Origin of the sequence: Nostoc sp. CCY0012 (genome assembly GCF_963920855.1) — a bacterium.
Lineage (GTDB): Bacteria > Cyanobacteriota > Cyanobacteriia > Cyanobacteriales > Nostocaceae > Cyanocohniella.
This window is the reverse complement of record NZ_CAWUDM010000015.1, coordinates 66,055-86,470: the sequence shown is the minus strand read 5'-3', so window position 1 is coordinate 86,470 and position 20,416 is coordinate 66,055. Positions and strand designations below refer to the sequence as shown.

The following is a 20,416-nucleotide window of genomic DNA, read 5'->3' as shown; positions in this document are numbered from 1 at the left end:
TTTTCAACTCAGCGTTGCTGAGTCTTTTCTTGCTGCCTAGTCTAAACTCCAGTATCTCTCCTAGCGCTGAAACTCATTCACCTACCCTCAAGCCATCAGAGGATATAGATGAGAACTCTGCACCAGCAGATTTGGAGAATTGGGAGTTAACCCCAGATGAACTGGCAAAACGCTTACAACGTAAACCACGTTCACTTCTAGAGATATGGTACACAAAACCTGCTGAATTTCCTCAATGGTCACAAAAACGAGATCCTGATGGCATAGCTTGGGAACGCAGTGACAGGAAAAAAGGGCGTTCTTGGTTATTTATTCCAGTTCTAGAATCCAAACAAGAATAATTAAGTCTGAATCTCTGTTCGCAAGCGCAAAATCTGATTGAAAAAATTTGCTCCTCAGAACCATCTCGTCGGGTAGGAGGTGGACGAAAAAATGTTTCTGGGCGTTATCCCAGTCGAAGATGAGAGTCACTATTCAATTTGAGTCTCATCGCGTCGAACTTCCTACTATCTACAAATTTGAGCATGATGAGGAAGTTTTAGAGTTTTACGACCAACCCCCTCTAATCAAGTTGGACTATCAAGGGAAGAATGGGCTAAATCTAGGAGTTTTGCACACACCAGACTTTTTTGTAATTAGAAACGATTGTGTTGGGTGGGAGGAATGTAAAAAATTTACCCTAGTGAAGCAGCTATTAGCTAAACCAGGATGTTTTCGTGACAAAAAAGTTCGCGTTGCCCTTAAAGCAGCACGAAGGGAAATCGGTTTGGAACCATAAGCTTGCTATTGTGACAAAGTTATGTGTAAAATCACAGAGCCCTTACACAGCCTATATTATTAAATGGACGTAACTGGATTCGAACCAGTGACCTCTACGATGTCAACGTAGCGCTCTAACCAACTGAGCTATACGTCCTTAACCACACGAATAATAAACATAGCATATATTTTACAGCAACGCAAATATTACTGTAAAATTGAGCATAAACACGATGCTGCTGGTCTTATCACAACCTATTTGAAGCAAATATCTATTGTTTGAGCCTGTTTTGTGCCGATAACAGTAGTGTTTGTGCTTCTGCGTAGGCTGTTGTCCCTGATTTGATGGTTTTCAGCTGATTGATAATGCCTTGTATTTGACCTTTTAGCTGCTGAGAGTCTGAGGGAGGTGCAGTGATTAAACTTTGAATTTGCTCATTGGCTTGTTGTAGGGATGTTTTTGACTCAATTTCAGCTTGCAGTCGAGTTTCAATAATTCCTAAGTTGGTTTGGTATGTCGCTAGCAACTTCTGCGCTTCTAGATAACCTGGTTCTTCTACACGAATTCTTTGCAGTTGCTCAATTGCTGTTGACCACAATTTGGCAATTTGTCTCCACTGTGTATCTGTATGCGGTGGATTTTGGGATGCTTGAGCAGCGGCTAGGGCAAATTCTTTAGCACCCTCAATTAACCTACCACTATGAGGATCAACAACACTCTGGAGTTTTCCTTGGTAGAACGCTAACAATTTCTGTGCTTCTAAATACCGAGGATTTTCTAAAGGAACTTGGTTAATGCGGTTAACGGCCTGTTGCCATAATTGAGATGCTGTTTGGGGTTGTTGTTGCTTGGCTTTCTCCGCAGCCAAATCAAATTCTTGGGCGGCGGTGATGAAATTACCAATACGTGCATTTTCAAAATCACGTTTATAGGCTTTGAGTTTGCTTTGTGCAGTTTTTGCGGCTAATGTTCCTTGGGGAATTTCTGCGAGTTGGTCAATTCCTTCTTGCCAAGAGGCGATCGCCTGTTCTCTATCTTTGGTACTATTAGCCTGCTCATACTGCTGTTTTGCAGCTTTTAGTATCTGTTCGCCTTGATTGAATGGTGTAAAAGCATTTTGGTCTTGAAAAACAATGGCATCTATCCGTGCTACCCGCTGACGAGCTGTTTCAAATTCATCTAGAGTAAACCTCCAACTGCAACCAAATAAACCACAATAAGCCTGAGGATAGTATCCTAAAAACCAAACTGGTAATTTTTCCAGATTTTTTTTTGCTGCTTGAACTTTCTTTGCACCCCGATTAATATCAGCAGGGCTAGTAGCTTTATTCACTAATTGGTCTGCTTGCTCAAGGTTATCAATTACTCCTCGATAGTGATAATCCATACTCATGTAGCTAGGCAATAGTAAAATTGGTATGGTTTTAGCTACAGGCCAACGAATCATGGGATAAGGCAAGTTAATGATCCATAATATCCCGGCTGAACTGCTTACGAGGATGGTTGCCCATTTTATTTTGGCAAAAATACCAGGTGGTTGATTCGCTCGTGCAGCTTGCTTAAGAGTACTCTCACTAAATTGCGGATATATATCTATAACTGTATCGCGCAGTTCATCTAACCCAGCAGGAGAGCCTTGTTGCGATCGCAGTTTTTTTAGTCGTTTAATGACAATTTCCTGCTCAATTTTACCCACTTGGTCATTACCACTGCATTTTTGAACTTCATCATGCAAAATTTGCCAAGCTTTTTTATTAAGACAATACATAGATATTATCTGTAACTTATAAATTTATTGTTCCCATTTTCCACGAAAAAAATATACTACTAGTATGTATACAAAAAATCTCTTAGACTCTTATCTCATAAGGTAATTTGCATTGTTTATACTTAGACTTTAAATCTGTTATACGTAAGTAATAAATTATGCTTATGTGTTAATTATAGGTTTTCAATAAAACTAGATATTTAAAAGCTGTAGAAAGTATTGTTAAAATTTATAAGGTTAATAAGAAAATATTTGCTGAATAATGACCACTGCTTTAATTACTGGTGCTTCTAGTGGTATTGGCAAAGCCTTTGCCCAAGAATTAGCTGCACGCAAGATAAATCTTGTGCTTGTTTCTCGTTCTGAAGAAAAACTACATCAGCTAGCAAAACAACTACAAGAGCAATATCAAATTCAAGTAGATGTGATAGTCAAAGACTTAACTGAAACTGATGCATCAGATGTTGTTTTTGATGCGACTAAGACAAAAAAGTTAACAATTGATTTATTAATCAATAATGCTGGCTTTGGTGACTATGGTGACTTTGCCGAAAGAGACAGAGAACGACAAATCAAAATCGTACAACTCAACATTTTGGCGTTAGTAGATTTAACGCATAAATTTTTGCCTTTAATGCGGCAACGTCGTTCCGGTAGCATTATTAATGTATCATCAATTACGGCATTTCAACCAATACCATATCTTTCTGTATATGCAGCGAGTAAAGCTTTTATTCTCAGCTTCAGTGAAGCACTGTGGGCAGAAAATCGTTTCTATGGTGTGCGTGTCTTAGTCACTTGTCCTGGGCCCATAGAAACTAACTTTTTTACCGAAGCTAACTTTCCTGCAACTTTGCTAGGAAATGTAGACAAAGCTTATTCTTCTAAAGAAGTTGTTTATCAATCATTACAAGCACTAGAGAATGGTCAGCCAACACTGATAATGGGTGACATTACTACTCAAATCAGAAGTACATTAGCTCGATTAGTACCACGAAAAATTCTTTTGAGTCTCTTGGCAAAACAGTTTAAAAATTAAAAATTATTGAAGTAAGTTAGAAGATAAATATACATTGCTTAGTTCAATATCAAAACTATTTTCTTGACTAATCTTATGCTAATTCACAAAATATTTGCGACAAATGTAGTTTGGATTGAGGTAAATTCACCTAGTGTTCGGGAGGCATAATCCAACGCCAAAACATACGATTTTATTAGATTTTACTGCGTTCTAGCCAACCTACTCATCCATAACATTCTTTTTGCAAATCGGTATCACTCATCGACAATATCATATTACAACTTATTTAGACACATCCTCGAGAGAGATGAACTTAAGCAAGCGGAAGTGTAAATTAATTTTGGTGTGTCGAATAACTGCTTTCTATGGAGGTTTAGCATTTGGCTAAACCTTTTTTGTGGTCATCAAGAAATGCCATATCAGTTCAAAGAATCTTTGTATACTGCCTATTGGATGATGAATCATTAAGTTCTGAAAGTTAAATTATTCTAATAGATTCTACTTCTACTTTAGGGCTTGGGTTCATACCAAGCCTTTTTTGTATATAAATTCTATTTGATTTGCAAACAACAAGAAACTCAGATACTGGATTTCTTGCAAATCATAGGTACGCGTTTCGTAGTAAGGACTTCAGTCCTTATTAGAGGACTAAAGTCCTCACTACAGACCTTTAATTATTTACACCATTCTACTTAACTATAGATAGAGGAACTTAAGTAAGAGACTATTTAAACTAACAAGATATGGTAAACTCTTGGTATGTATGGGCTTGGCTAACAGTCAAGCCTCTTTTGTAAAAAAATATATGCCTTACATAATCAATAATAATTATAAAAATATATGTTTCACTAATTAAAAGAAACAATTTTATCTTTTTAGACTCTTGATTGATGGTAGAAAATATATACTCTGGAACAAAAACCAGGGTATTTTTTGTATAAAAAAAGGATTTTGAGGAGAGATAAATTAATATTCATAAAATAACATCTCACCAGAGTATGAATAAAACTATTATAGATATTCATGTTATGCTAGCTTTGTATAATTTTATGTATGTGCAATATTAAATATCAGTTTTTAAAGGATTTGTACATAACTTTAAGGTAGATGAATTAATATTCAATTAGATATAAATTGTCTAGATATGGTAAACACCTGGTATATACAAAGGCTTGGCTCTTGTCCAAGCCTTTTTCATCAAGATAACGCAATTAAGCAAGCGTTATGCGTGGTAAGGTTTAACGACCTTATGGCCTATGAAAAACTACAAGTGAAAAACATGGTTAGAAGCGGAATGCAGGGAGCATCAATAGAACTTATATTTACTCTGCAATATTAACTAAAGTTTCAACTTGAGAAGAAGCTAAAGTTGGTGCTGTAAAGATACGTGAGTACAAACTTGCGGGTTGCTGACGTGCCACAACTGGTAGAACTTGACGAGCATGGGCTGCTAATTCTACTGTTTTCACATCATAAGTCTGCGTAGCCAACTTGGGATAGAAACCAATGCCGATGATGGGAATTATCAAACAAGCCGTGATTAACAATTCGCGGGGTTTGATATCGGCAATTACAGCATCTAAATGTAATTCTTCGCTTTGCTGACCGTAAAACACTTGGCGCAGCATGGATAGCAAGTAAATTGGTGTCAAAATCACGCCAACAGCTGACAACACGATGACTACAACTTTGAAGCTGGAACTGTAAACATCGCTGGAAGCAATACCGAGGAACACCATCAATTCGCCGACAAAACCACTCATTCCGGGTAAAGCCAGTGAAGCCATTGAACCAATAGTAAATACAGCGAAGGTTTTAGGCATTACTTTAGCCATACCGCCCATTTTGTCCATCATCAAGGTGTGAGTACGTTCGTAAGTTACACCAGAGAGGAAGAACAAGCTAGCAGCAATTAAACCGTGAGAAACCATCTGTAGTACTGCACCGCTAGCACCAATTTCGGTGTAGGAGGCAATGCCGATTAAGACAAATCCCATGTGGGCAATTGAAGAGTAAGCCAAGCGGCGTTTGAGATTTGTTTGGGCAAAGGCACAGCAAGCACCGTAGACAATGTTTACTACACCCAAAACTGCTAAAACGGGAGCAAAGTAAACATGGGCATTAGGTAACATTTCAACGTTGATGCGAATCAGTGCATAACCACCCATTTTTAACAACACACCAGCCAAAATCATGGAACCAGGTGCAGATGCTTCACCGTGGGCATCAGGTAGCCAAGTGTGTAAGGGGAAGATTGGCATCTTCACACCGAAGGCAATTAAGAAACCTGCATAAGTTAACAATTCAAAAGCTTTGGGGTATTGCTTCATTCCCAGAGTTGCCATGTCGAAAGTGACGGTATCTCCAGAGAATGCCATTGCAAAACCAGCTACCAAGATAAATATTGATGCGGCTGCTGTATAGAGAATAAACTTAGTCGCGGCATAACGGCGTTTTGGCCCTCCCCAGATGGCAATCAGTAAGTAAACAGGTACTAACTCGATTTCCCACATTAAGAAGAACAACAGCAAATCTTGGGCGACGAATACGCCGATCTGGGCGCTATACATCACCAACATCAGACCATAAAACAATCGCGGCTTGTTGGTAACTTTCCAAGCCGCGAAGATTGCGAGTGTGTTAATTAAGCCTGTTAACAGGAGTAAGGGCATCGATAATCCATCAACCCCTACTGACCAATTCAATCCTAACTGGGGAACCCAAGGATAGTTTTCTACGAGTTGCAGTGTGGAGTTTTGAAAATCGTAGCTATGCCAAAAAGCATAAATCATCAGGGCAAAGTCGGCGATCGCAACTCCTAGACCATACCAGCGAACGGTTTTGCCTTCTTTATCTGGGATTAAAGGGATGGCTAAGGCAGCCACCAAGGGCAATAAAATTATGGCTGACAGCCAGGGAAATTCAATAGCATTCATCACTTCTGACAATCAATTTACCTTTTTACTTTTAATTACATTATATTAAGGAATCGTTACTTTTGTAAATGTAAATTATCCCTAATTGCTATTTTTCGAGAAAATTTTAGGAATAAATACTCATTGATTCCTGTCAAAACCATTTTAATTGTAAATTTTTGCAACGTCAACAAAAAAACAATAAAAAAGGCGGCTAAAACCACCAATTTAAGCTATAGTTTCTAGGATTTTGGATAAATACCGACAATTTTACACAATTCGGTTAACAATAGACCAGACTTCCCCATCTGAGCGAACATAAGGAACGGAAATGGTCTTAAACCCAGTAATAAAAGGCTTGTAGTAGACGTGCCAATACATGGGACTGAGGTAATCAGCACAAGATTTGAGCAGGCGGATTTCTGTTGCTAGTTCCGCAGCAAGTTGATTAATGCGTTCGGCGTGAACCTGAGCGACTTCTCTGGCTTCTTCTAACTCTTGCTCTTGGGTAAGTTGTCTTGATTCTGTTTGCCAATTTTTTAATTCAGCTTGTTTGTATTGTCGCTGTATTTCCAAGGCCGCGATCGCATCGTCTATACCCTTGAGTTCTACCGACAATTGGGGATTTTCTCTGGCTTGGCGGCGATAAGCTTCAACCATTGCCGACGGTGAATCATTTTCCCTAGATAATAGATTATTAGCTGAATCATGATCGCCAGATAATACATTATCAATAGTTAGCGCCGCCCGTTCTTGCTGGAGAGCCTGAATTTGTGAGTTCAGGGTTGTGATTTCTGTATGAATTGGATTAATCATTGCGGTTTATCCTTCGTAGCTTGCACCTTGGGTATCCAGAGAAAGCGATCGCACTGTTGCTGTAATTCCTGTTGATTGCCAAGCTGATAACATGGCTGACTCTACAGATGGGGAATGCAACTTATCTACTAAAGCTAACAGTGTTGGCCCTGCACCGCTAATCACCATGCCATACGCACCAGCATTCACCGCAGCTGCATTCACAGCATTGTAACCAGGAATCAAAGCTTGACGATATGGCTGATGCAATCTATCTTGCAAAGCCGTCCTTAACCATTCTCCCTTACCAGTTTCCAAGCCGCGTAATAATAACCCTAGATGCGCTGTGTTAAAAATTGCATCTGCACGACTGACTGCGGTGGGTAGAACTTGTCGCGCTTCACTGGTGGAAAGCTCAAAATCAGGAATGGCTAGTACTGGGACGATATTTTCATTCCAGGGAATATCGCAAATCTCCCAACCATCATCACTGGTAGCAGCCAAACAACATCCCCCCAACAGTGCTGGTACTACATTATCAGGATGTCCTTCCATAGCGATCGCTAATTCCATCACTTGTAACTGAGTCAAAGGCGCACCCGCTAATTGATTCGCACCAACCAAGCCGCCGACAATGGCTGTAGCTGAACTACCCAAACCTCTCGCCAAGGGTACACCCAACTCAATCTCCATTTTTACCGATGGCGGTGTTTGCCCTATATATTGATAGCACTTGACAAAAGCCTGATAGAGCAAATTACTTTCATCGGTTTGCACCCGTTCGGCTTCTGCACCTGTGACATGAATAATCAATCCACCCTCATCTAGGCGAGTGAACTTGAATTTGTTGTACAGAGTTAAAGCTGCACCAATACAGTCAAAACCAGGCCCTAAGTTAGCTGTAGTGGCGGGAATGGTAACAGTGATACTAGAAATAACAGACATCTGCAAATACTCTCCAATCATCAACCAGCATCTCATGTAAAGGGTTGATTTGCTCATGAGTCTTGCTAATTGCGGCAAGGTATGGTTTGTAAAACAGAATATCTGAGTAAGCGATCGCTGATAAATTCTTTAACGAAGTTTCTCAATTATGTGTAAAACTGCTTTGAATGAGTTTAATTGACCGCGAACTAACTCTCGACACTAAACACGTTGCCAAGCATCTCCCAGATACTCCTCAAATGCAACAGCTACTCCAAAAAGAAGGCAGCGCTCATATATTTATTGATGAAGTGACAATATATATAGTTGCTCAAGCAATCATAGAGAAAGGGGAATTTACAGGGTGCATTCGCGGACATGAACGCTGTGGAATATGCTTTGACGAACCAATTGGATATCGTGTCAGTTGTGACGGAGATAAATTCCCACTTTATTACGCTGAAATGAAAGTAAAAGGAAACAAATACCATGTTATCCCACGCACAAAACCTGGCAGATAACTGGGACTTCACAGAGCTATGGATCGATCCCACAGCTTCACTTCCATACGTTCTGATTTTATTAAGTGACAGTTCCGGTAAAAGCTGTGTTTACGATCCAAATCAGAATTATCAATTGGTATTTTCTAGTGACACCTACGAAGAAGCAAAACTTTGGCTACTTGAAGATGAATATGAACGAGTCGAAGGAAGATTAACAGCTTCAGTTGCAGCATGACAAGCGTCTTGTTAAACTTTACCAACTTACTGTGGGTGATTTTTTGACAGGGTGAGCAATACTCACCCTACTTTCTGCTAGAAGTTCTCGAAGTTAGCGATCGCTATCAAGTTTATCTACAAGTCTTTTGCCATAAATCACGGCTGCAATAGTCACAGTATCATCTTGAATTCGATAAATAATTCGATAAGTGTATGCAAACTTTTCCCTGATGTTATCTTTACTAAATTCTGGCGCTACTCGACCTGAAAAGGGCGATTCATTCAAATGTCGAGTTACATCAAGTATTTCCTGAACCACTGTAGCAGTATAAGAAACCGAGTCACGAGATATATATGTAGCGATCGCTTCTACATCTTCTAATGCTTTTTTAGACCAGACTACTTGATCAGCCATTTGCTCAAAAGTTCTTTAGCTTCTTGTTGGCTAAGGGTTTTTTCTGTATCAGCTACTCCCAGTCCATGACGAACTTTCTCGATGACATATAGATGATACTGGATATCTTCAATTGAGCAGTCATCTGGTAGTTGCTGCAAAAGAGATTGTACTTGTGCTTTTGTGGTAATCATAGGCTATTTTAGTAATTTAGTTTTTGAGACTAGGCAATGCCTAGCCTAATGACTTTTAAAAGTTCTCGAAGTTTGCGATCGCCTGCTTCATTTTATCTACCACCTCATCTACAGGTATCGCGCCCAACTCCCCAGAAGCACGGGTACGGATACTCAAACTATTAGATTCTACTTCTTTAGCGCCTACTACCGCCATTACAGGTATTTTTTGCTTCTCAGCATTGCGGATTAATTTACCCAGGCGATCGCCACTAGTATCGACTTCGGCACGGATACCGGCAGCTACCATTTTGGCCGCTACTTGTTTGGTAAAATCTAATTGTGCTTCTCCTACTGGTAACAATCTGGCTTGCACTGGCGCTAACCACAAGGGGAAATCACCAGCGTACTCTTCAATCAAAATCCCAATTAGCCGTTCTAGGGAACCAAAAGGCGCACGGTGAATCATTACGGGACGTTGGCGAGAACCATCTTCGGCTACATATTCCAAATCAAACCGTTCTGGTAAGTTGTAATCTACTTGGACAGTTCCTAATTGCCATTCCCGTTCTAAAGCATCACTGAAGATAAAGTCTAGTTTGGGGCCATAAAACGCCGCTTCCCCAATCCCTTCAAAGTAATTCATTCCCAATTTTTCCACAGCACGACGAATCGCGCCTTCAGCTTTATCCCAAACTTCATTGGAACCGATATACTTATCACTGTTGGGATCTCGGAAACTGAGTCTAGCTTTAAAGTTCTTCAGTTGCAGACTTTTGAATACCGACAAAATCAAATCTACAACGTTGAGAAATTCGTTGTCTAGCTGTTCTGGAGTCACAAATAGGTGGGAGTCATCTACGGTAAAACCGCGTACCCTGGTTAAACCGCCTAATTCTCCTGATTGTTCGTAGCGGTAAACAGTACCAAATTCCGCAAATCTGATGGGTAATTCCCGATAGGAACGTAATTCACTCTTGTATATTTGGATGTGAAACGGACAATTCATCGGCTTGAGAACGAAGCCTTGTTCTAGTGCGGCGGCTTCCTCGTCATCCGACATCAAAGGAAACATATCTTCCTTATATTTTTGCCAGTGTCCAGAAGTCTTAAATAAATCTACTCTGGCTATATGTGGTGTCACTACAGGTAGATAACCACGTTTTAGCTGTTCCTGCTTAAGAAAATCTTCTAAGACACTCCGTAACAAAGTACCTTTGGGTGTCCACAAGGGTAAACCCGGCCCCACTTGTTCGGAAAATATAAATAATCCTAGTTCTTTACCAAGTTTACGGTGGTCACGCCGCAAGGCTTCTTCTTTACGCCGCTTATATTCAGCCAGTTGTTCTGGACTTTCCCAAGCAGTAGCATAGATGCGTTGTAATTGTGCCTTGGTTTCATCCCCGCGCCAATAAGCACCAGCCACACTTTCCAATTCAATAGCTTTAGGGTTTAATTGGCTGGTATTTTCGACGTGAGGCCCGGCGCACAAATCCCACCATTCCTCACCTAAATGGTAAATTGTGATGGGTTCTTCTTTAATATCTCCGAGGATTTCTAGTTTGTAAGGTTCTTTGATTTCCTGAATCCGTTGTTCGGCTTGTTCTCGGCTGACTTCTTCCCGAATCACCGGCAATTTGCGATTAATAATTTTCACCATCTCTTTCTTGATGGCCTTTAGATCATTTTCGCTAAATGGTTCTGGACTATCAAAGTCGTAATAAAAACCGTTTTCAATCCAGGGGCCAATTGTAACTTGCGCCTTGGGAAACAGCTTTTGTACCGCCATTGCCATCACATGGGAAGCTGTATGACGAATCTTTTTTAATTCTTCCGATTCGCTGGTGCGCGGTAAATAAATTTTTTCCGGTTGTTCTGACTGACTAAGAGATGAGTTTGGCGACATCGGCTGCTGAACCATTGGCGAAGTGATTGCAAAAAGATAATTTTAGTAGTTGATGCTAGGAAAAATCTACCCAAGGATTGGGGAATAGAGGCTAGGGGCTTTTACTCAGCACTCAGCACTTTCCTGTACTGCTTCAAATATAACGATTTTGATTACTTTAAATTAAATATTCCCGTTGAATTAATCCTGTTCTCATAAACCTTAACTGCTGAGGGTAAAATACTCAGCGCCACATTCGAGGATTATTCACCTTTGATTTAACTAGTTATCTCCAGTCAGCTACGCTAACGCAATGCCGAAAATCCTTTGGCTTCATGCTCCGTATAGCTTTTTTGTGTCCTGAAGTTTACACAAAACTTGCGCTAATCTTAACTTTAGTTTATTTCGTAGTCATTATTACAGATTTTTCGACAATCTATCCTTAGAGAGAGCATATAATAATGTTAAATATTGTAAATAACGTTAATATTAGTAGAGGAGTTAGAAATATACTTTTTATTTATGCGAGACTCAAATTTACCAGGGGCTGATCTGCTGAAAACGGTATTAGAACCTCTACTAGAGGATTTTCAGTATTGGTTTGCGCGATCGCGTGAATTGTTAGAAACCGAGCAACTATCGTTTATGAGTCACGAAGAGCAATCTGATTTTCTCTTGCGAGTTAAACAAGCGCAAAACGAAGTCAACACAGCCAAGATGTTGTTTACCGCAACCGATGGACAAGTCGGGATTGATATGAATACCTTAATGCCCTGGCATCAACTGGTAACGGAATGCTGGAATACTTCAATGAAATTTCGTCAAGCACGCGAACTGTGAGGGTTGGCTATGGCTGCTTGACCAGATCAGGCTGATTGGGACAACGAACGGTAAGACATATGTATACAAGTCGCATTGTTCGGAAAAAATCCTTAACATTATTTTTATTATCAAATAATGTATCCTATGCTACCGTAGTTTGAATAACGGTTAAATTTTTTTCCAATCTAAATATAAACGCATCTTGGTAATTAAGATAAAAGTCCTCGTTGCCATTCAAAACACCAACGAAGTACAGCGTTAAAGTATCAAATTTTAAAAATTGCTGCCCCTGGAGGAAAATCTGATGTTACACCTACTTTACATTCTTGCTTTTACAATCCTTGCTGTTATAGCCGTTGCCAACTTAATCCGCAACTTGATTATGTTTAGTTTTGATCGAGAGAGATCTTATCCATCTCAATATTCGCCTAGAGGTAATCAGGGTAATGTTGCCTATTTTTCGGCAAAAAAACAGTTTATTCCCCATCCAGAATTATTAGATAATGCAGGCAACTTAATTAAAGAGCCTCTATTAGTAATGCGTTCAGTCAACGTTGAAGATGCGCGTCAACAGCTAGATGCTCTTTATGAAGCTTCTCCAGGACAGAAAAGCGATCGTCAAGAAGAGGCTTAATATAATTTTTAGAATTCGTAGGGTAGAGATTTAGCATCGCTAAACTCCTTAAAAATTTAAAATGTCAGTATAAATGAAAGCGATCGCAATTGGTACTTAACAACCAGGCGATCGCTTTCTAATTTATGTCACCAATGGGTAAGGGTAAAATTATAAATACTAAACAATAACCATTATGAGCGATGTCTCGGTCGTCGTAGTTGTTGCGAATTAATTGGCCCGAGAATTTGATTGAGTTTACGCAGCTGTTCAGATGTACCCATACAAATTAGCGTGTCTCCCGGCATTAAAATTGTCTCCCCTGTGGGGCCACCAATTAAAATGCCATCAACTCGGCGAATGGCCAGAACTAAGGCCCCAGTTTGCGATCGCAGTCTAGCCTTGTGTAAACTTTGACCCACCACCGGACAAACATCGGAGTCAATCAAAAATTCTTCCATGTATAATTCACGACCAGCGCCAGTAATCACACCATCCATGAAATCTAATACTTGGGGTCTGAGAGCCGCCGCCGCCATGCGCTTACCCCCTGTAATATAAGGAGAAATCACAGCATCTGCACCACCGCGCTGTAATTTTTTTAGAGCTTCCTCTGTACTGGCGCGGGCGATCGCCCGAATTTTGGGATTAAGTGTTTTTGCTGAAAGTACAGTATATAAATTTTCGGCATCAGATGGTAAAGCCGCCACAATACAAGTCGCCCGGTCAATACCAACTTGCAATAGGGTATCATCCAGTGTGGCATCACCTTGAAAAGCCACATAACCGATTGCCTGTGCATCTTGCACTGATTCTAAATCAGAATCAATTATGACAAACTCCACACCTTCCGCCTGAAATTCCTTGGCAATTTGCCGACCAGTACGACTAAATCCACAAATAATATAATGTCCTGATAAGGATTCCATTAAGCGCCTTTGCTGCTGGAGACGAATACCTTGTTGAAAGTAGCCTTGAATCAGAGCTTCTGTTAATCTATTGACAATGTAACCGATATTGATTACACCCAATACAATCAAAGCTATAGTAAATAACCTGCCACGGCTACTGAGCGGGTTTATTTCGCCATATCCCACGGTAGCTAAGGTAATAACCGTCATGTAAGCTGCGTCTTCCCATGACCATCCCTCAACTAACCAATACCACAACGTACCCAAGAGGAAGACACCACCGAGGGATATCATTCCTAGCATTAACTCTTTTTGAATTTGTCGGTATTTTTTCTCAAGTGTAGAATACACAATTTTTATTTACTACTGCCCAGCCGGGGAGCATATTTAACTGTTAGCCTATAAAAAAGTATCAGATGTGATAAATAAAAAGTAATTTTTAATAATTTCTAGGAAACTAGTAAGTGAGTATAAGATTAAAGATTTATCAGGAGGCGCGGTAGTGAGCAGACAAACTCTCATTGAGGAAGTCACCATCCCCCCAAAGTCAGATTCTATGTCATCTAGCCCTTTTGACGCCGATAGCTTTAATGAAGCTGTCATGTCAACTTATGCCCGCTTTCCCTTAGCTTTAGATAGAGGTGCTGGATGCCGAGTTTGGGATACCCAGGGTAGAGAATACCTGGACTTTGTGGCGGGAATTGCCACTTGTACCTTAGGACACGCCCACCCAGCAATGGTAGAAGCAGTAACGCGGCAAATCAAAAAGCTGCATCATGTTTCTAATTTGTACTACATTCCCGAACAAGGTGAATTAGCCCAATGGATTATTCAACATTCTTGTGCCGATCGCGTATTTTTCTGCAATTCTGGAGCCGAGGCTAACGAAGCAGCCATTAAACTGGCACGCAAGTATGCCCACACAGTTTTAGACATTGACAAGCCAATTATTTTAACAGCCAATGCTAGTTTCCACGGTAGGACTTTAGCGACAGTCACCGCTACGGGACAACCGAAGTATCAAAAATACTTTGATCCTTTAGTTCCTGGTTTTGCATATGTACCATACAACGATATTAATGCCATAGAGGAAGCAATTACTGAATTAGATGAAGGTGATTATCGGGTAGCGGCAATTTTAATTGAACCGTTGCAAGGTGAAGGTGGTGTGCGTCCTGGTGATGTGGCTTACTTTCAAAAACTGCGGCAAATTTGTGATGAAACTGGCGTTTTGTTGATGTTCGACGAAGTGCAAGTGGGTATGGGACGCAGTGGTAAGTTATGGGGTTATGAACATCTGGGTGTAGAACCAGATATCTTTACCAGTGCCAAAGGTTTAGGTGGTGGTATCCCCATTGGCGCCATGATGAGTAAGAAATTCTGTGATGTCTTCCAACCAGGAGAACACGCCAGCACCTTTGGTGGTAATCCCTTTGTCTGTGGGGTGGCCCTTGCTGTCTGCCAAACTTTGGAAACAGAGAATATTGTGCAGAATGTAGAAGCTAGAGGAGAACAGTTACGCGCTGGATTAAACGCCCTCGCCGCAAAGTATCCTAACTACATTACAGAAGTCCGGGGTTGGGGTTTAATTAATGGGATGGAGTTGCAAGCAGATATTCAGCTAACCGCCGCTGATATTGTGAAAGCAGCTATTGATGAGGGTTTGTTGCTAGTACCAGCCGGGCCCAAAGTTGTCCGGTTTGTCCCACCGTTGATTGTCACAGCCGCCGAAATCGATTTGGCATTGCAAGCTGTTGACAAGGCGATCGCCTCTGTAGTCAATTAAGTCAAAAATCTACTAGGGTGCGTTTGAGATATTGGTCTTCGCGCACCTTACCTCTATTTTAGAAAGAATGTGTCAAACCAACCCAACCCCCGATATTAAAATGACGGCTTAATCGCCAACTTTCTTGCACTCCCTAGGAATTAGCGGTGATGCCATCGCTATCCTTATTAAACGGGTGGTTGGCTAATTCACTGCCAGTCCCCGTATTGGTATTGTTGTATGAGCGCACACAAGTTAAACTAACAGCTACTGAAGAACAAATAAATTCACACAACGTCAAGAGTAATTACTGAATTATACAAAGTCATCCGAAATAATTAGTGAAATTTTATGGAGTTGTCGAGACGGAAGTGATTTGAGTAACTTGGTTTTGAGCATTTAAGATTAACTCAGTCACTGCTAGATAATAAATTTCATTCCCATCATCAAAGGGGCCTCCATACAAAATTATTTTATCTTTGGTTTCTTCAGTTTTTTCAAAAGCATCTTGACTGTTGACAGCAGCTTGGACAATACTCATAGCTCTATTTCTATCGATACCGGATGTGAAATGAATATCAATAGCAAAAGATTCAGTGCTAGAAACTTTGAGGTAAACTATGCCATCAGCAAATTGATAAGGTTTCAAAATAGTACAATAAGGCTGTTGCTGAGTTTTTTTACAGATATTTTCCCATGTCGGCAAATAAGCAATGAGTTCTGGTTTAATTGGTGATTCACTAAAACTAGTATCTGTGTCAAGTGTCTGACAGCCATCGTCACAATGTGGAGGATTTGAGAGAAGTTTTGGTTGTTCGGGAGGAACCTCTGCAATTGATTTTGCTTGCTTAGGAGAAGAATGGGAAATTGGTGGTGTATCAGCTTGTGAGTTTTGGAAACAGGCCGTCAGCGTTGAGGCGAAAGCGATGATAATAACAATTCCTAGTTTTTTCATGATGTAAAAGAATTAAATGAATGAACTACAGAGGAATATATAAACTTTTTTGTTTTAGCTTCCTTCGGTTTTTATTTGAATAATTGTTTGATTTATAAATTGCAAATCAAGGAATAGATTATTAATCGTTGTCGTTAGTTCTTCTAGTTGTTTGTGAAGATTGTTGGCATTTTGTTGGTGGGTATACTTACGCATCAAAGCTTCACGAGCCAAGTCTTCACTACGTTTTTTCATAGCTAATAAGGCTATTTGATGGCAAGATGCGATTTTGTTTTGAGTTTGTTGATAATATGCTTGTAATCTTTTTTGATTGGCTTTGGCAGTATGAATATTTTCTATGATGCTTTGTTTGACTTGGTTGAGAGATTCAATAATTGGTTTTGAATCATTATCGTGATTTCCATCCAAGAGCTTGAATACACCATAAGCACCTAGTCCTACCACTGCACCAGCCGCCGTCACAGGAGCCATACCTATGCTAAATCCCGTTCCGACTGCTAGTAATCCCATATTGCCAATGGTGCTGGAAACTCCTACACCACCTGCTGCTCCTAATGCAGCTGCACCTAACGCTAGAGAGTCTCGGTTTTCTATTCCCTTTTTCGCTCCGTAAGCGGCTGTACCAGTAACGGCTCCTACAGCTAATAAATGAGGCGCACCAATACCAATAGCTGTTCCGGCGGCGGCTAGTCCCATTCCACCCACTGTTTCCGATACGACAGCACCAGCGGCTAATCCGCCACTTACGAATGCTGCTTTTTCAGCTGTCTGGAAATCTACTTTTTTGAAGTTGCGTAGTGTACTGTTCACATTTGCATGGACAATACCATTGATGCGTTTACTTAATCCCATAGTTTTGTTTTTATTACCGTGATAATACGTAAAAATGCAGTATATAATACTTTAATTTAGTCTAATTCATATATAACTGAAATCTTGATTTTTGCGTTGAAATTTTGTGTAAGATACAGCATTCCGCTATCTTAAGTTTTGAGATAACAAATTGCGCTTAACATGACTTCAGTTTTTCCTCACAAAAAAGCCAAAGCCCTCAAACCTACCAGCCGTCGCCCTGCTAAAGAACTTTGTAGCGAGTGCGGACTGTGTGATACATATTATATTCACTATGTCAAGGAAGCCTGCGCCTTTATTAATCAGCAGATAGGCGACTTAGAAGAACAGACGCATAGGCGATCGCGTGACCTCGACAACGACAATGAACTTTACTTCGGTGTGCATCAAGACATGATGGCGGCCCGGAAACAGCAGCCCATCGAAGGCGCACAATGGACGGGTATCGTTAGTAGCATTGCCATTGAAATGCTCAATCGCGGCCTAGTTGAAGGTGTGGTTTGTGTGCAGAACACCAAAGAAGACCGCTTTCAACCCATGCCTGTTATCGCCCGTACCCCAGAAGAAATACTGGCAGCAAGGGTAAATAAACCTACACTATCGCCCAACCTTTCTGTTTTGGAACAAATAGAGCGATCGGGGATGAAGCGATTATTGGTAATTGGTGTGGGTTGCCAAATTCAGGCACTTAGGGCTGTGGAAAAACAACTAGGTTTAGAAAAGTTGTATGTCTTAGGTACACCTTGCGTAGATAATGTTACCCGCGCTGGGCTGCAAAAATTCTTAGAAACCACCAGCCGATCGCCTGAGACAGTAGTACATTATGAATTCATGCAAGATTTTCGGGTGCATTTTAAACATGAAGATGGTTCCACGGAAACAGTACCATTCTTTGGTTTAAAGACGAATAAACTTAAAGACGTCTTTGCTCCTTCCTGTATGAGTTGCTTTGATTACGTCAACTCACTGGCAGATTTAGTTGTGGGTTATATGGGCGCACCCTTTGGTTGGCAGTGGATTGTAGTCAGGAATGATACAGGAAAGGAAATGTTGGACTTGGTGCAAGACCAGTTAGATACTCAGCCTGTAATGTCCCAAGGGAATCGCAAAGAAGCGGTGCAACAGAGTATTCCGGCTTACGATAAGGGTGTGACTTTACCTATGTGGGCGGCGAAACTCATGGGTGTGGTGATTGAGAGAATTGGGCCTAAGGGTTTGGAGTATGCGCGATTTTCCATTGATTCGCACTTTACGCGGAATTATTTGTATGTGAAGCGGAATCATCCACAGAAGTTGGAGGAGCATGTGCCGGAGTTTGCGAAGCGGATTGTTGGGCAGTATAAGTTACCGGAGTGAGTTTCACGCAAAGACGCAAAGGCGCAAAAGGAATTGCAAGGTCTTTGCGTCTTTTTGGATGATTTTATAAGTTGTTGACGACACGGGAAATACCGTCTTTGATGAGTAAGGCGCCAAAGTTGATGAGTAAGCCAAGGCGTTTGTTGGCAAGGATTAGATAGGTGAGTAGTTGCTTTTTATGGACTGGGTGAACTGCTTCTACGGATTTAAGTTCGATAATCACCTTACTTTCAACAATAATGTCGGCTCGAAAACCTTCTGCCAAATTTACTTGTTCATAAACCACTGGAATAGCTTGCTGTCTTGTTACCTTCAACCCCCGCTTTTCTAACTCATAAGCCAGAACAGACTCATAAACAGATTCCAACAAACCAGGCCCCAACTTCACATGAACCTTAAAGGCAGCATCCACAATCACCTTCGCTATCTCATTCTCCGTCATCTTTCTCTGCGCCTTTGCGACTTTGCGTGACACAATCTTAACTCATGTAACTTCTGACACCGCCAGCATCGCCGCCTCTAGTGCGATCGCCACATGAGTCCAGTGAGTCCCACCTTGGCAATAAACCACATAAGGCTCTCTTAAAGGCCCATCCGCCGAAAACTCCAAAGTACTCCCCTCAATAAACGTCCCCCCAGCCATCACCACCTGGCTCTCATACCCCGGTATATTATCGGGAATAGGGTCTAAATAAGAACCCACAGGTGAATGCTGTTGTATCGCCTTACAGAAAGCAATTAGCTTGGCAGCAGAACCCAACTTAATCGCCTGAATCACATCCCCACGAGGCGCCAGGGGTGCAGGATTCACCGGATAACCCAACTTATCAAACACATAACCAGTCAAATGAGTCCCCTTCATCGCCTCCCCTACCATCTGGGGAGCCAAAAATAAGCCTTGAAAAAGCAGGCGGTTTTGGTCAAAGGTCGCACCACCATAACTACCAATACCAGGAGCAGTCAAACGACAAGCAGCCGCTTCCACTAAATCAGCCCGACCGGCAACATAACCACCGGCGTTGACAATCGTCCCCCCAGGATTTTTAATCAGCGACCCCGCCATTAAATCCGCACCCACATTTGTCGGTTCTTTGGTTTCAATAAATTCGCCGTAACAGTTATCTACAAAACAGACAGTATTGGGGTTTTGTTGTTTAACTAGATGAACGATTTTTTCGATATCCGCAATTGATAAACTCGGTCGCCAGGAATAGCCGCAAGAACGTTGAATTAATACTAAACGCGTATTCTCAGCCACACTATGAGATAAGGTTTGCCAATCTATAGTTCCTTCTGGAGTTAGCTCCAATTGACGGTAATTTATGCCAAACTCAATAAGGGAACCTTGACCTTGACCCCGTAAACCAATGACTTCTTCCAGCGTATCGTAAGGAGAACCGACCACTGCTAACATCTCATCTCCAGGACGGAGAACACCAAATAAAGCACAGGCGATCGCATGAGTTCCAGAAACAAACTGTACTCGCACAGCCGCAGCTTCAGCACCCATGACTTCGGCAAAAACTTTATCTAAAGTTTCTCGTCCTAAATCATCGTGACCATAACCACTAACACCAGCAAAATGGTGTGCGCCTACACGGTGATTACGAAAGGCATCCAAGACTCTTTTCAGATTATGCTTGACCTGAGCGTCAATTCCAGAAAAAATTTCTATCAATGCCTGTTCTGCTTGTTGCAGCTGTTCCAAGCTGTTCATTAGTTCCTCTTTCAAAAAAAATTATAGATATGCGGATTTTCCAATCGCGCAGATTAGGCTGGACAATTTCA

20 protein-coding genes, 1 tRNA gene and 1 pseudogene are annotated in these 20,416 nt (G+C 41.0%); 9 read left to right on the top strand and 13 right to left on the bottom strand.

From position 1 onward, the window contains the following. Positions 1–341: pseudogene (locus ACM0OS_RS06335) on the top strand (hypothetical protein); the annotation flags it as partial. Positions 342–460: 119 nt separating this feature from the next. Next, entirely contained in the window at positions 461–778 is a 318-nt protein-coding gene (locus tag ACM0OS_RS06330; protein ID WP_414542319.1) for a hypothetical protein, read from the top strand. A gap of 64 nt (positions 779–842) precedes the next feature. Here the strand turns inward: ACM0OS_RS06330 and ACM0OS_RS06325 are convergent. Together ACM0OS_RS06325 and ACM0OS_RS06320 are read right to left on the bottom strand one after the other, a co-directional pair. Further along, a tRNA-Val gene (locus tag ACM0OS_RS06325) sits at positions 843–916 on the bottom strand. Between the two features lie 115 nt (positions 917–1,031). Next, on the bottom strand, positions 1,032–2,528 hold the full coding sequence (locus ACM0OS_RS06320; protein ID WP_414542318.1) for a hypothetical protein: 1,497 nt from the start codon (positions 2,526–2,528) through the stop codon (positions 1,032–1,034). 262 nt (positions 2,529–2,790) lie between these two features. Between ACM0OS_RS06320 and ACM0OS_RS06315 the strand changes: the two genes are divergently transcribed. Further along, complete coding sequence (locus tag ACM0OS_RS06315) at positions 2,791–3,567, top strand: SDR family NAD(P)-dependent oxidoreductase (RefSeq protein WP_414542317.1); 777 nt, start codon at positions 2,791–2,793, stop codon at positions 3,565–3,567. 1,304 nt (positions 3,568–4,871) lie between these two features. Here the strand turns inward: ACM0OS_RS06315 and ACM0OS_RS06310 are convergent. From ACM0OS_RS06310 to thrB, 3 genes are all read right to left on the bottom strand, one after another. After that, a complete protein-coding gene (locus ACM0OS_RS06310; protein WP_414542316.1) occupies positions 4,872–6,485 on the bottom strand; it encodes an NAD(P)H-quinone oxidoreductase subunit 4 in 1,614 nt (537 codons plus the stop codon). 249 nt (positions 6,486–6,734) lie between these two features. After that, a complete protein-coding gene (locus ACM0OS_RS06305; RefSeq protein ID WP_414542315.1) occupies positions 6,735–7,280 on the bottom strand; it encodes a hypothetical protein in 546 nt (181 codons plus the stop codon). A 6-nt stretch (positions 7,281–7,286) separates the two neighbouring features. Further along, positions 7,287–8,204, bottom strand: a complete 918-nt coding sequence (thrB, locus tag ACM0OS_RS06300) for a homoserine kinase (protein ID WP_414542314.1) — start codon at positions 8,202–8,204, stop codon at positions 7,287–7,289. 167 nt (positions 8,205–8,371) lie between these two features. Here thrB and ACM0OS_RS06295 point away from each other — a divergent pair, with 167 nt between their 5' ends. Both ACM0OS_RS06295 and ACM0OS_RS06290 read left to right on the top strand, forming a co-directional pair. Beyond that, a complete protein-coding gene (locus ACM0OS_RS06295; protein ID WP_414542313.1) occupies positions 8,372–8,704 on the top strand; it encodes a DUF6972 family protein in 333 nt (110 codons plus the stop codon). Further along, on the top strand, positions 8,673–8,921 hold the full coding sequence (locus tag ACM0OS_RS06290) for a hypothetical protein (RefSeq protein WP_414542312.1): 249 nt from the start codon (positions 8,673–8,675) through the stop codon (positions 8,919–8,921). The genes ACM0OS_RS06295 and ACM0OS_RS06290 overlap by 32 nt, the downstream gene beginning before the upstream one ends. A gap of 93 nt (positions 8,922–9,014) precedes the next feature. Here ACM0OS_RS06290 and ACM0OS_RS06285 read toward each other — a convergent pair whose 3' ends face one another. From ACM0OS_RS06285 to thrS, 3 genes are read right to left on the bottom strand one after another with little or no spacing between them, the layout of a single operon-like run. Next, a complete protein-coding gene (locus ACM0OS_RS06285) occupies positions 9,015–9,317 on the bottom strand; it encodes a type II toxin-antitoxin system RelE/ParE family toxin (RefSeq protein ID WP_414542311.1) in 303 nt (100 codons plus the stop codon). Then, positions 9,302–9,490, bottom strand: a complete 189-nt coding sequence (locus ACM0OS_RS06280; RefSeq protein ID WP_414542310.1) for a hypothetical protein — start codon at positions 9,488–9,490, stop codon at positions 9,302–9,304. Before ACM0OS_RS06280 ends, ACM0OS_RS06285 begins: the two co-directional genes overlap by 16 nt. A 55-nt stretch (positions 9,491–9,545) precedes the next feature. Next, positions 9,546–11,390 carry a threonine--tRNA ligase gene (gene thrS, locus ACM0OS_RS06275; protein WP_414542309.1) on the bottom strand — a complete coding sequence of 615 codons (1,845 nt, stop codon included), beginning with the start codon at positions 11,388–11,390 and terminating at the stop codon, positions 9,546–9,548. Positions 11,391–11,876: 486 nt separating this feature from the next. On the opposite strand from thrS, the gene ACM0OS_RS06270 reads away from it, so the two are divergent. Further along, complete coding sequence (locus ACM0OS_RS06270; protein WP_414542308.1) at positions 11,877–12,194, top strand: DUF2605 domain-containing protein; 318 nt, start codon at positions 11,877–11,879, stop codon at positions 12,192–12,194. Between the two features lie 286 nt (positions 12,195–12,480). After that, positions 12,481–12,810, top strand: a complete 330-nt coding sequence (locus ACM0OS_RS06265) for a DUF2973 domain-containing protein (protein WP_414542307.1) — start codon at positions 12,481–12,483, stop codon at positions 12,808–12,810. A gap of 173 nt (positions 12,811–12,983) precedes the next feature. Here ACM0OS_RS06265 and ACM0OS_RS06260 read toward each other — a convergent pair whose 3' ends face one another. Continuing rightward, a complete protein-coding gene (locus tag ACM0OS_RS06260; protein WP_414542306.1) occupies positions 12,984–14,051 on the bottom strand; it encodes a potassium channel family protein in 1,068 nt (355 codons plus the stop codon). A gap of 151 nt (positions 14,052–14,202) precedes the next feature. Here ACM0OS_RS06260 and ACM0OS_RS06255 point away from each other — a divergent pair, with 151 nt between their 5' ends. Continuing rightward, on the top strand, positions 14,203–15,486 hold the full coding sequence (locus ACM0OS_RS06255; RefSeq protein ID WP_414542305.1) for an aspartate aminotransferase family protein: 1,284 nt from the start codon (positions 14,203–14,205) through the stop codon (positions 15,484–15,486). 328 nt (positions 15,487–15,814) lie between these two features. Here ACM0OS_RS06255 and ACM0OS_RS06250 read toward each other — a convergent pair whose 3' ends face one another. Together ACM0OS_RS06250 and ACM0OS_RS06245 are read right to left on the bottom strand one after the other, a co-directional pair. Further along, positions 15,815–16,420: a hypothetical protein gene (locus ACM0OS_RS06250; protein WP_414542304.1), complete on the bottom strand. Its 606-nt coding sequence runs from the start codon at positions 16,418–16,420 to the stop codon at positions 15,815–15,817. A 54-nt stretch (positions 16,421–16,474) separates the two neighbouring features. Further along, a complete protein-coding gene (locus ACM0OS_RS06245; protein ID WP_414542303.1) occupies positions 16,475–17,272 on the bottom strand; it encodes a PspA/IM30 family protein in 798 nt (265 codons plus the stop codon). 162 nt (positions 17,273–17,434) lie between these two features. On the opposite strand from ACM0OS_RS06245, the gene ACM0OS_RS06240 reads away from it, so the two are divergent. Beyond that, on the top strand, positions 17,435–18,628 hold the full coding sequence (locus ACM0OS_RS06240; RefSeq protein WP_414542302.1) for a Coenzyme F420 hydrogenase/dehydrogenase, beta subunit C-terminal domain: 1,194 nt from the start codon (positions 17,435–17,437) through the stop codon (positions 18,626–18,628). Between the two features lie 64 nt (positions 18,629–18,692). On the opposite strand, the gene ACM0OS_RS06235 is transcribed toward ACM0OS_RS06240, so the two are convergent. Then, positions 18,693–19,070 (bottom strand): GxxExxY protein, encoded by a 378-nt coding sequence (locus ACM0OS_RS06235; RefSeq protein ID WP_414542301.1) that lies wholly within the window; start codon positions 19,068–19,070, stop codon positions 18,693–18,695. Positions 19,071–19,112: 42 nt separating this feature from the next. After that, on the bottom strand, positions 19,113–20,345 hold the full coding sequence (locus tag ACM0OS_RS06230; protein WP_414542300.1) for an aminotransferase class I/II-fold pyridoxal phosphate-dependent enzyme: 1,233 nt from the start codon (positions 20,343–20,345) through the stop codon (positions 19,113–19,115). Positions 20,346–20,416 lie beyond the last annotated feature (71 nt).

Coding starts and splice junctions, on each gene's coding strand:
- ACM0OS_RS06240 (WP_414542302.1), top strand. CDS start 17,435: ATGACTTCAGTTTTTCCTCACAAAAAAGCCAAAGCCCTCAAACCTACC.
- ACM0OS_RS06285 (WP_414542311.1), bottom strand. CDS start 9,317: ATGGCTGATCAAGTAGTCTGGTCTAAAAAAGCATTAGAAGATGTAGAA.
- ACM0OS_RS06250 (WP_414542304.1), bottom strand. CDS start 16,420: ATGAAAAAACTAGGAATTGTTATTATCATCGCTTTCGCCTCAACGCTG.
- ACM0OS_RS06315 (WP_414542317.1), top strand. CDS start 2,791: ATGACCACTGCTTTAATTACTGGTGCTTCTAGTGGTATTGGCAAAGCC.
- ACM0OS_RS06245 (WP_414542303.1), bottom strand. CDS start 17,272: ATGGGATTAAGTAAACGCATCAATGGTATTGTCCATGCAAATGTGAAC.
- ACM0OS_RS06330 (WP_414542319.1), top strand. CDS start 461: ATGAGAGTCACTATTCAATTTGAGTCTCATCGCGTCGAACTTCCTACT.
- ACM0OS_RS06305 (WP_414542315.1), bottom strand. CDS start 7,280: ATGATTAATCCAATTCATACAGAAATCACAACCCTGAACTCACAAATT.
- ACM0OS_RS06310 (WP_414542316.1), bottom strand. CDS start 6,485: ATGAATGCTATTGAATTTCCCTGGCTGTCAGCCATAATTTTATTGCCC.
- ACM0OS_RS06235 (WP_414542301.1), bottom strand. CDS start 19,070: ATGACGGAGAATGAGATAGCGAAGGTGATTGTGGATGCTGCCTTTAAG.
- ACM0OS_RS06295 (WP_414542313.1), top strand. CDS start 8,372: ATGAGTTTAATTGACCGCGAACTAACTCTCGACACTAAACACGTTGCC.
- ACM0OS_RS06230 (WP_414542300.1), bottom strand. CDS start 20,345: ATGAACAGCTTGGAACAGCTGCAACAAGCAGAACAGGCATTGATAGAA.
- ACM0OS_RS06280 (WP_414542310.1), bottom strand. CDS start 9,490: ATGATTACCACAAAAGCACAAGTACAATCTCTTTTGCAGCAACTACCA.
- ACM0OS_RS06290 (WP_414542312.1), top strand. CDS start 8,673: ATGTTATCCCACGCACAAAACCTGGCAGATAACTGGGACTTCACAGAG.
- ACM0OS_RS06265 (WP_414542307.1), top strand. CDS start 12,481: ATGTTACACCTACTTTACATTCTTGCTTTTACAATCCTTGCTGTTATA.
- ACM0OS_RS06270 (WP_414542308.1), top strand. CDS start 11,877: ATGCGAGACTCAAATTTACCAGGGGCTGATCTGCTGAAAACGGTATTA.
- ACM0OS_RS06320 (WP_414542318.1), bottom strand. CDS start 2,528: ATGTATTGTCTTAATAAAAAAGCTTGGCAAATTTTGCATGATGAAGTT.
- thrS (WP_414542309.1), bottom strand. CDS start 11,390: ATGGTTCAGCAGCCGATGTCGCCAAACTCATCTCTTAGTCAGTCAGAA.
- thrB (WP_414542314.1), bottom strand. CDS start 8,204: ATGTCTGTTATTTCTAGTATCACTGTTACCATTCCCGCCACTACAGCT.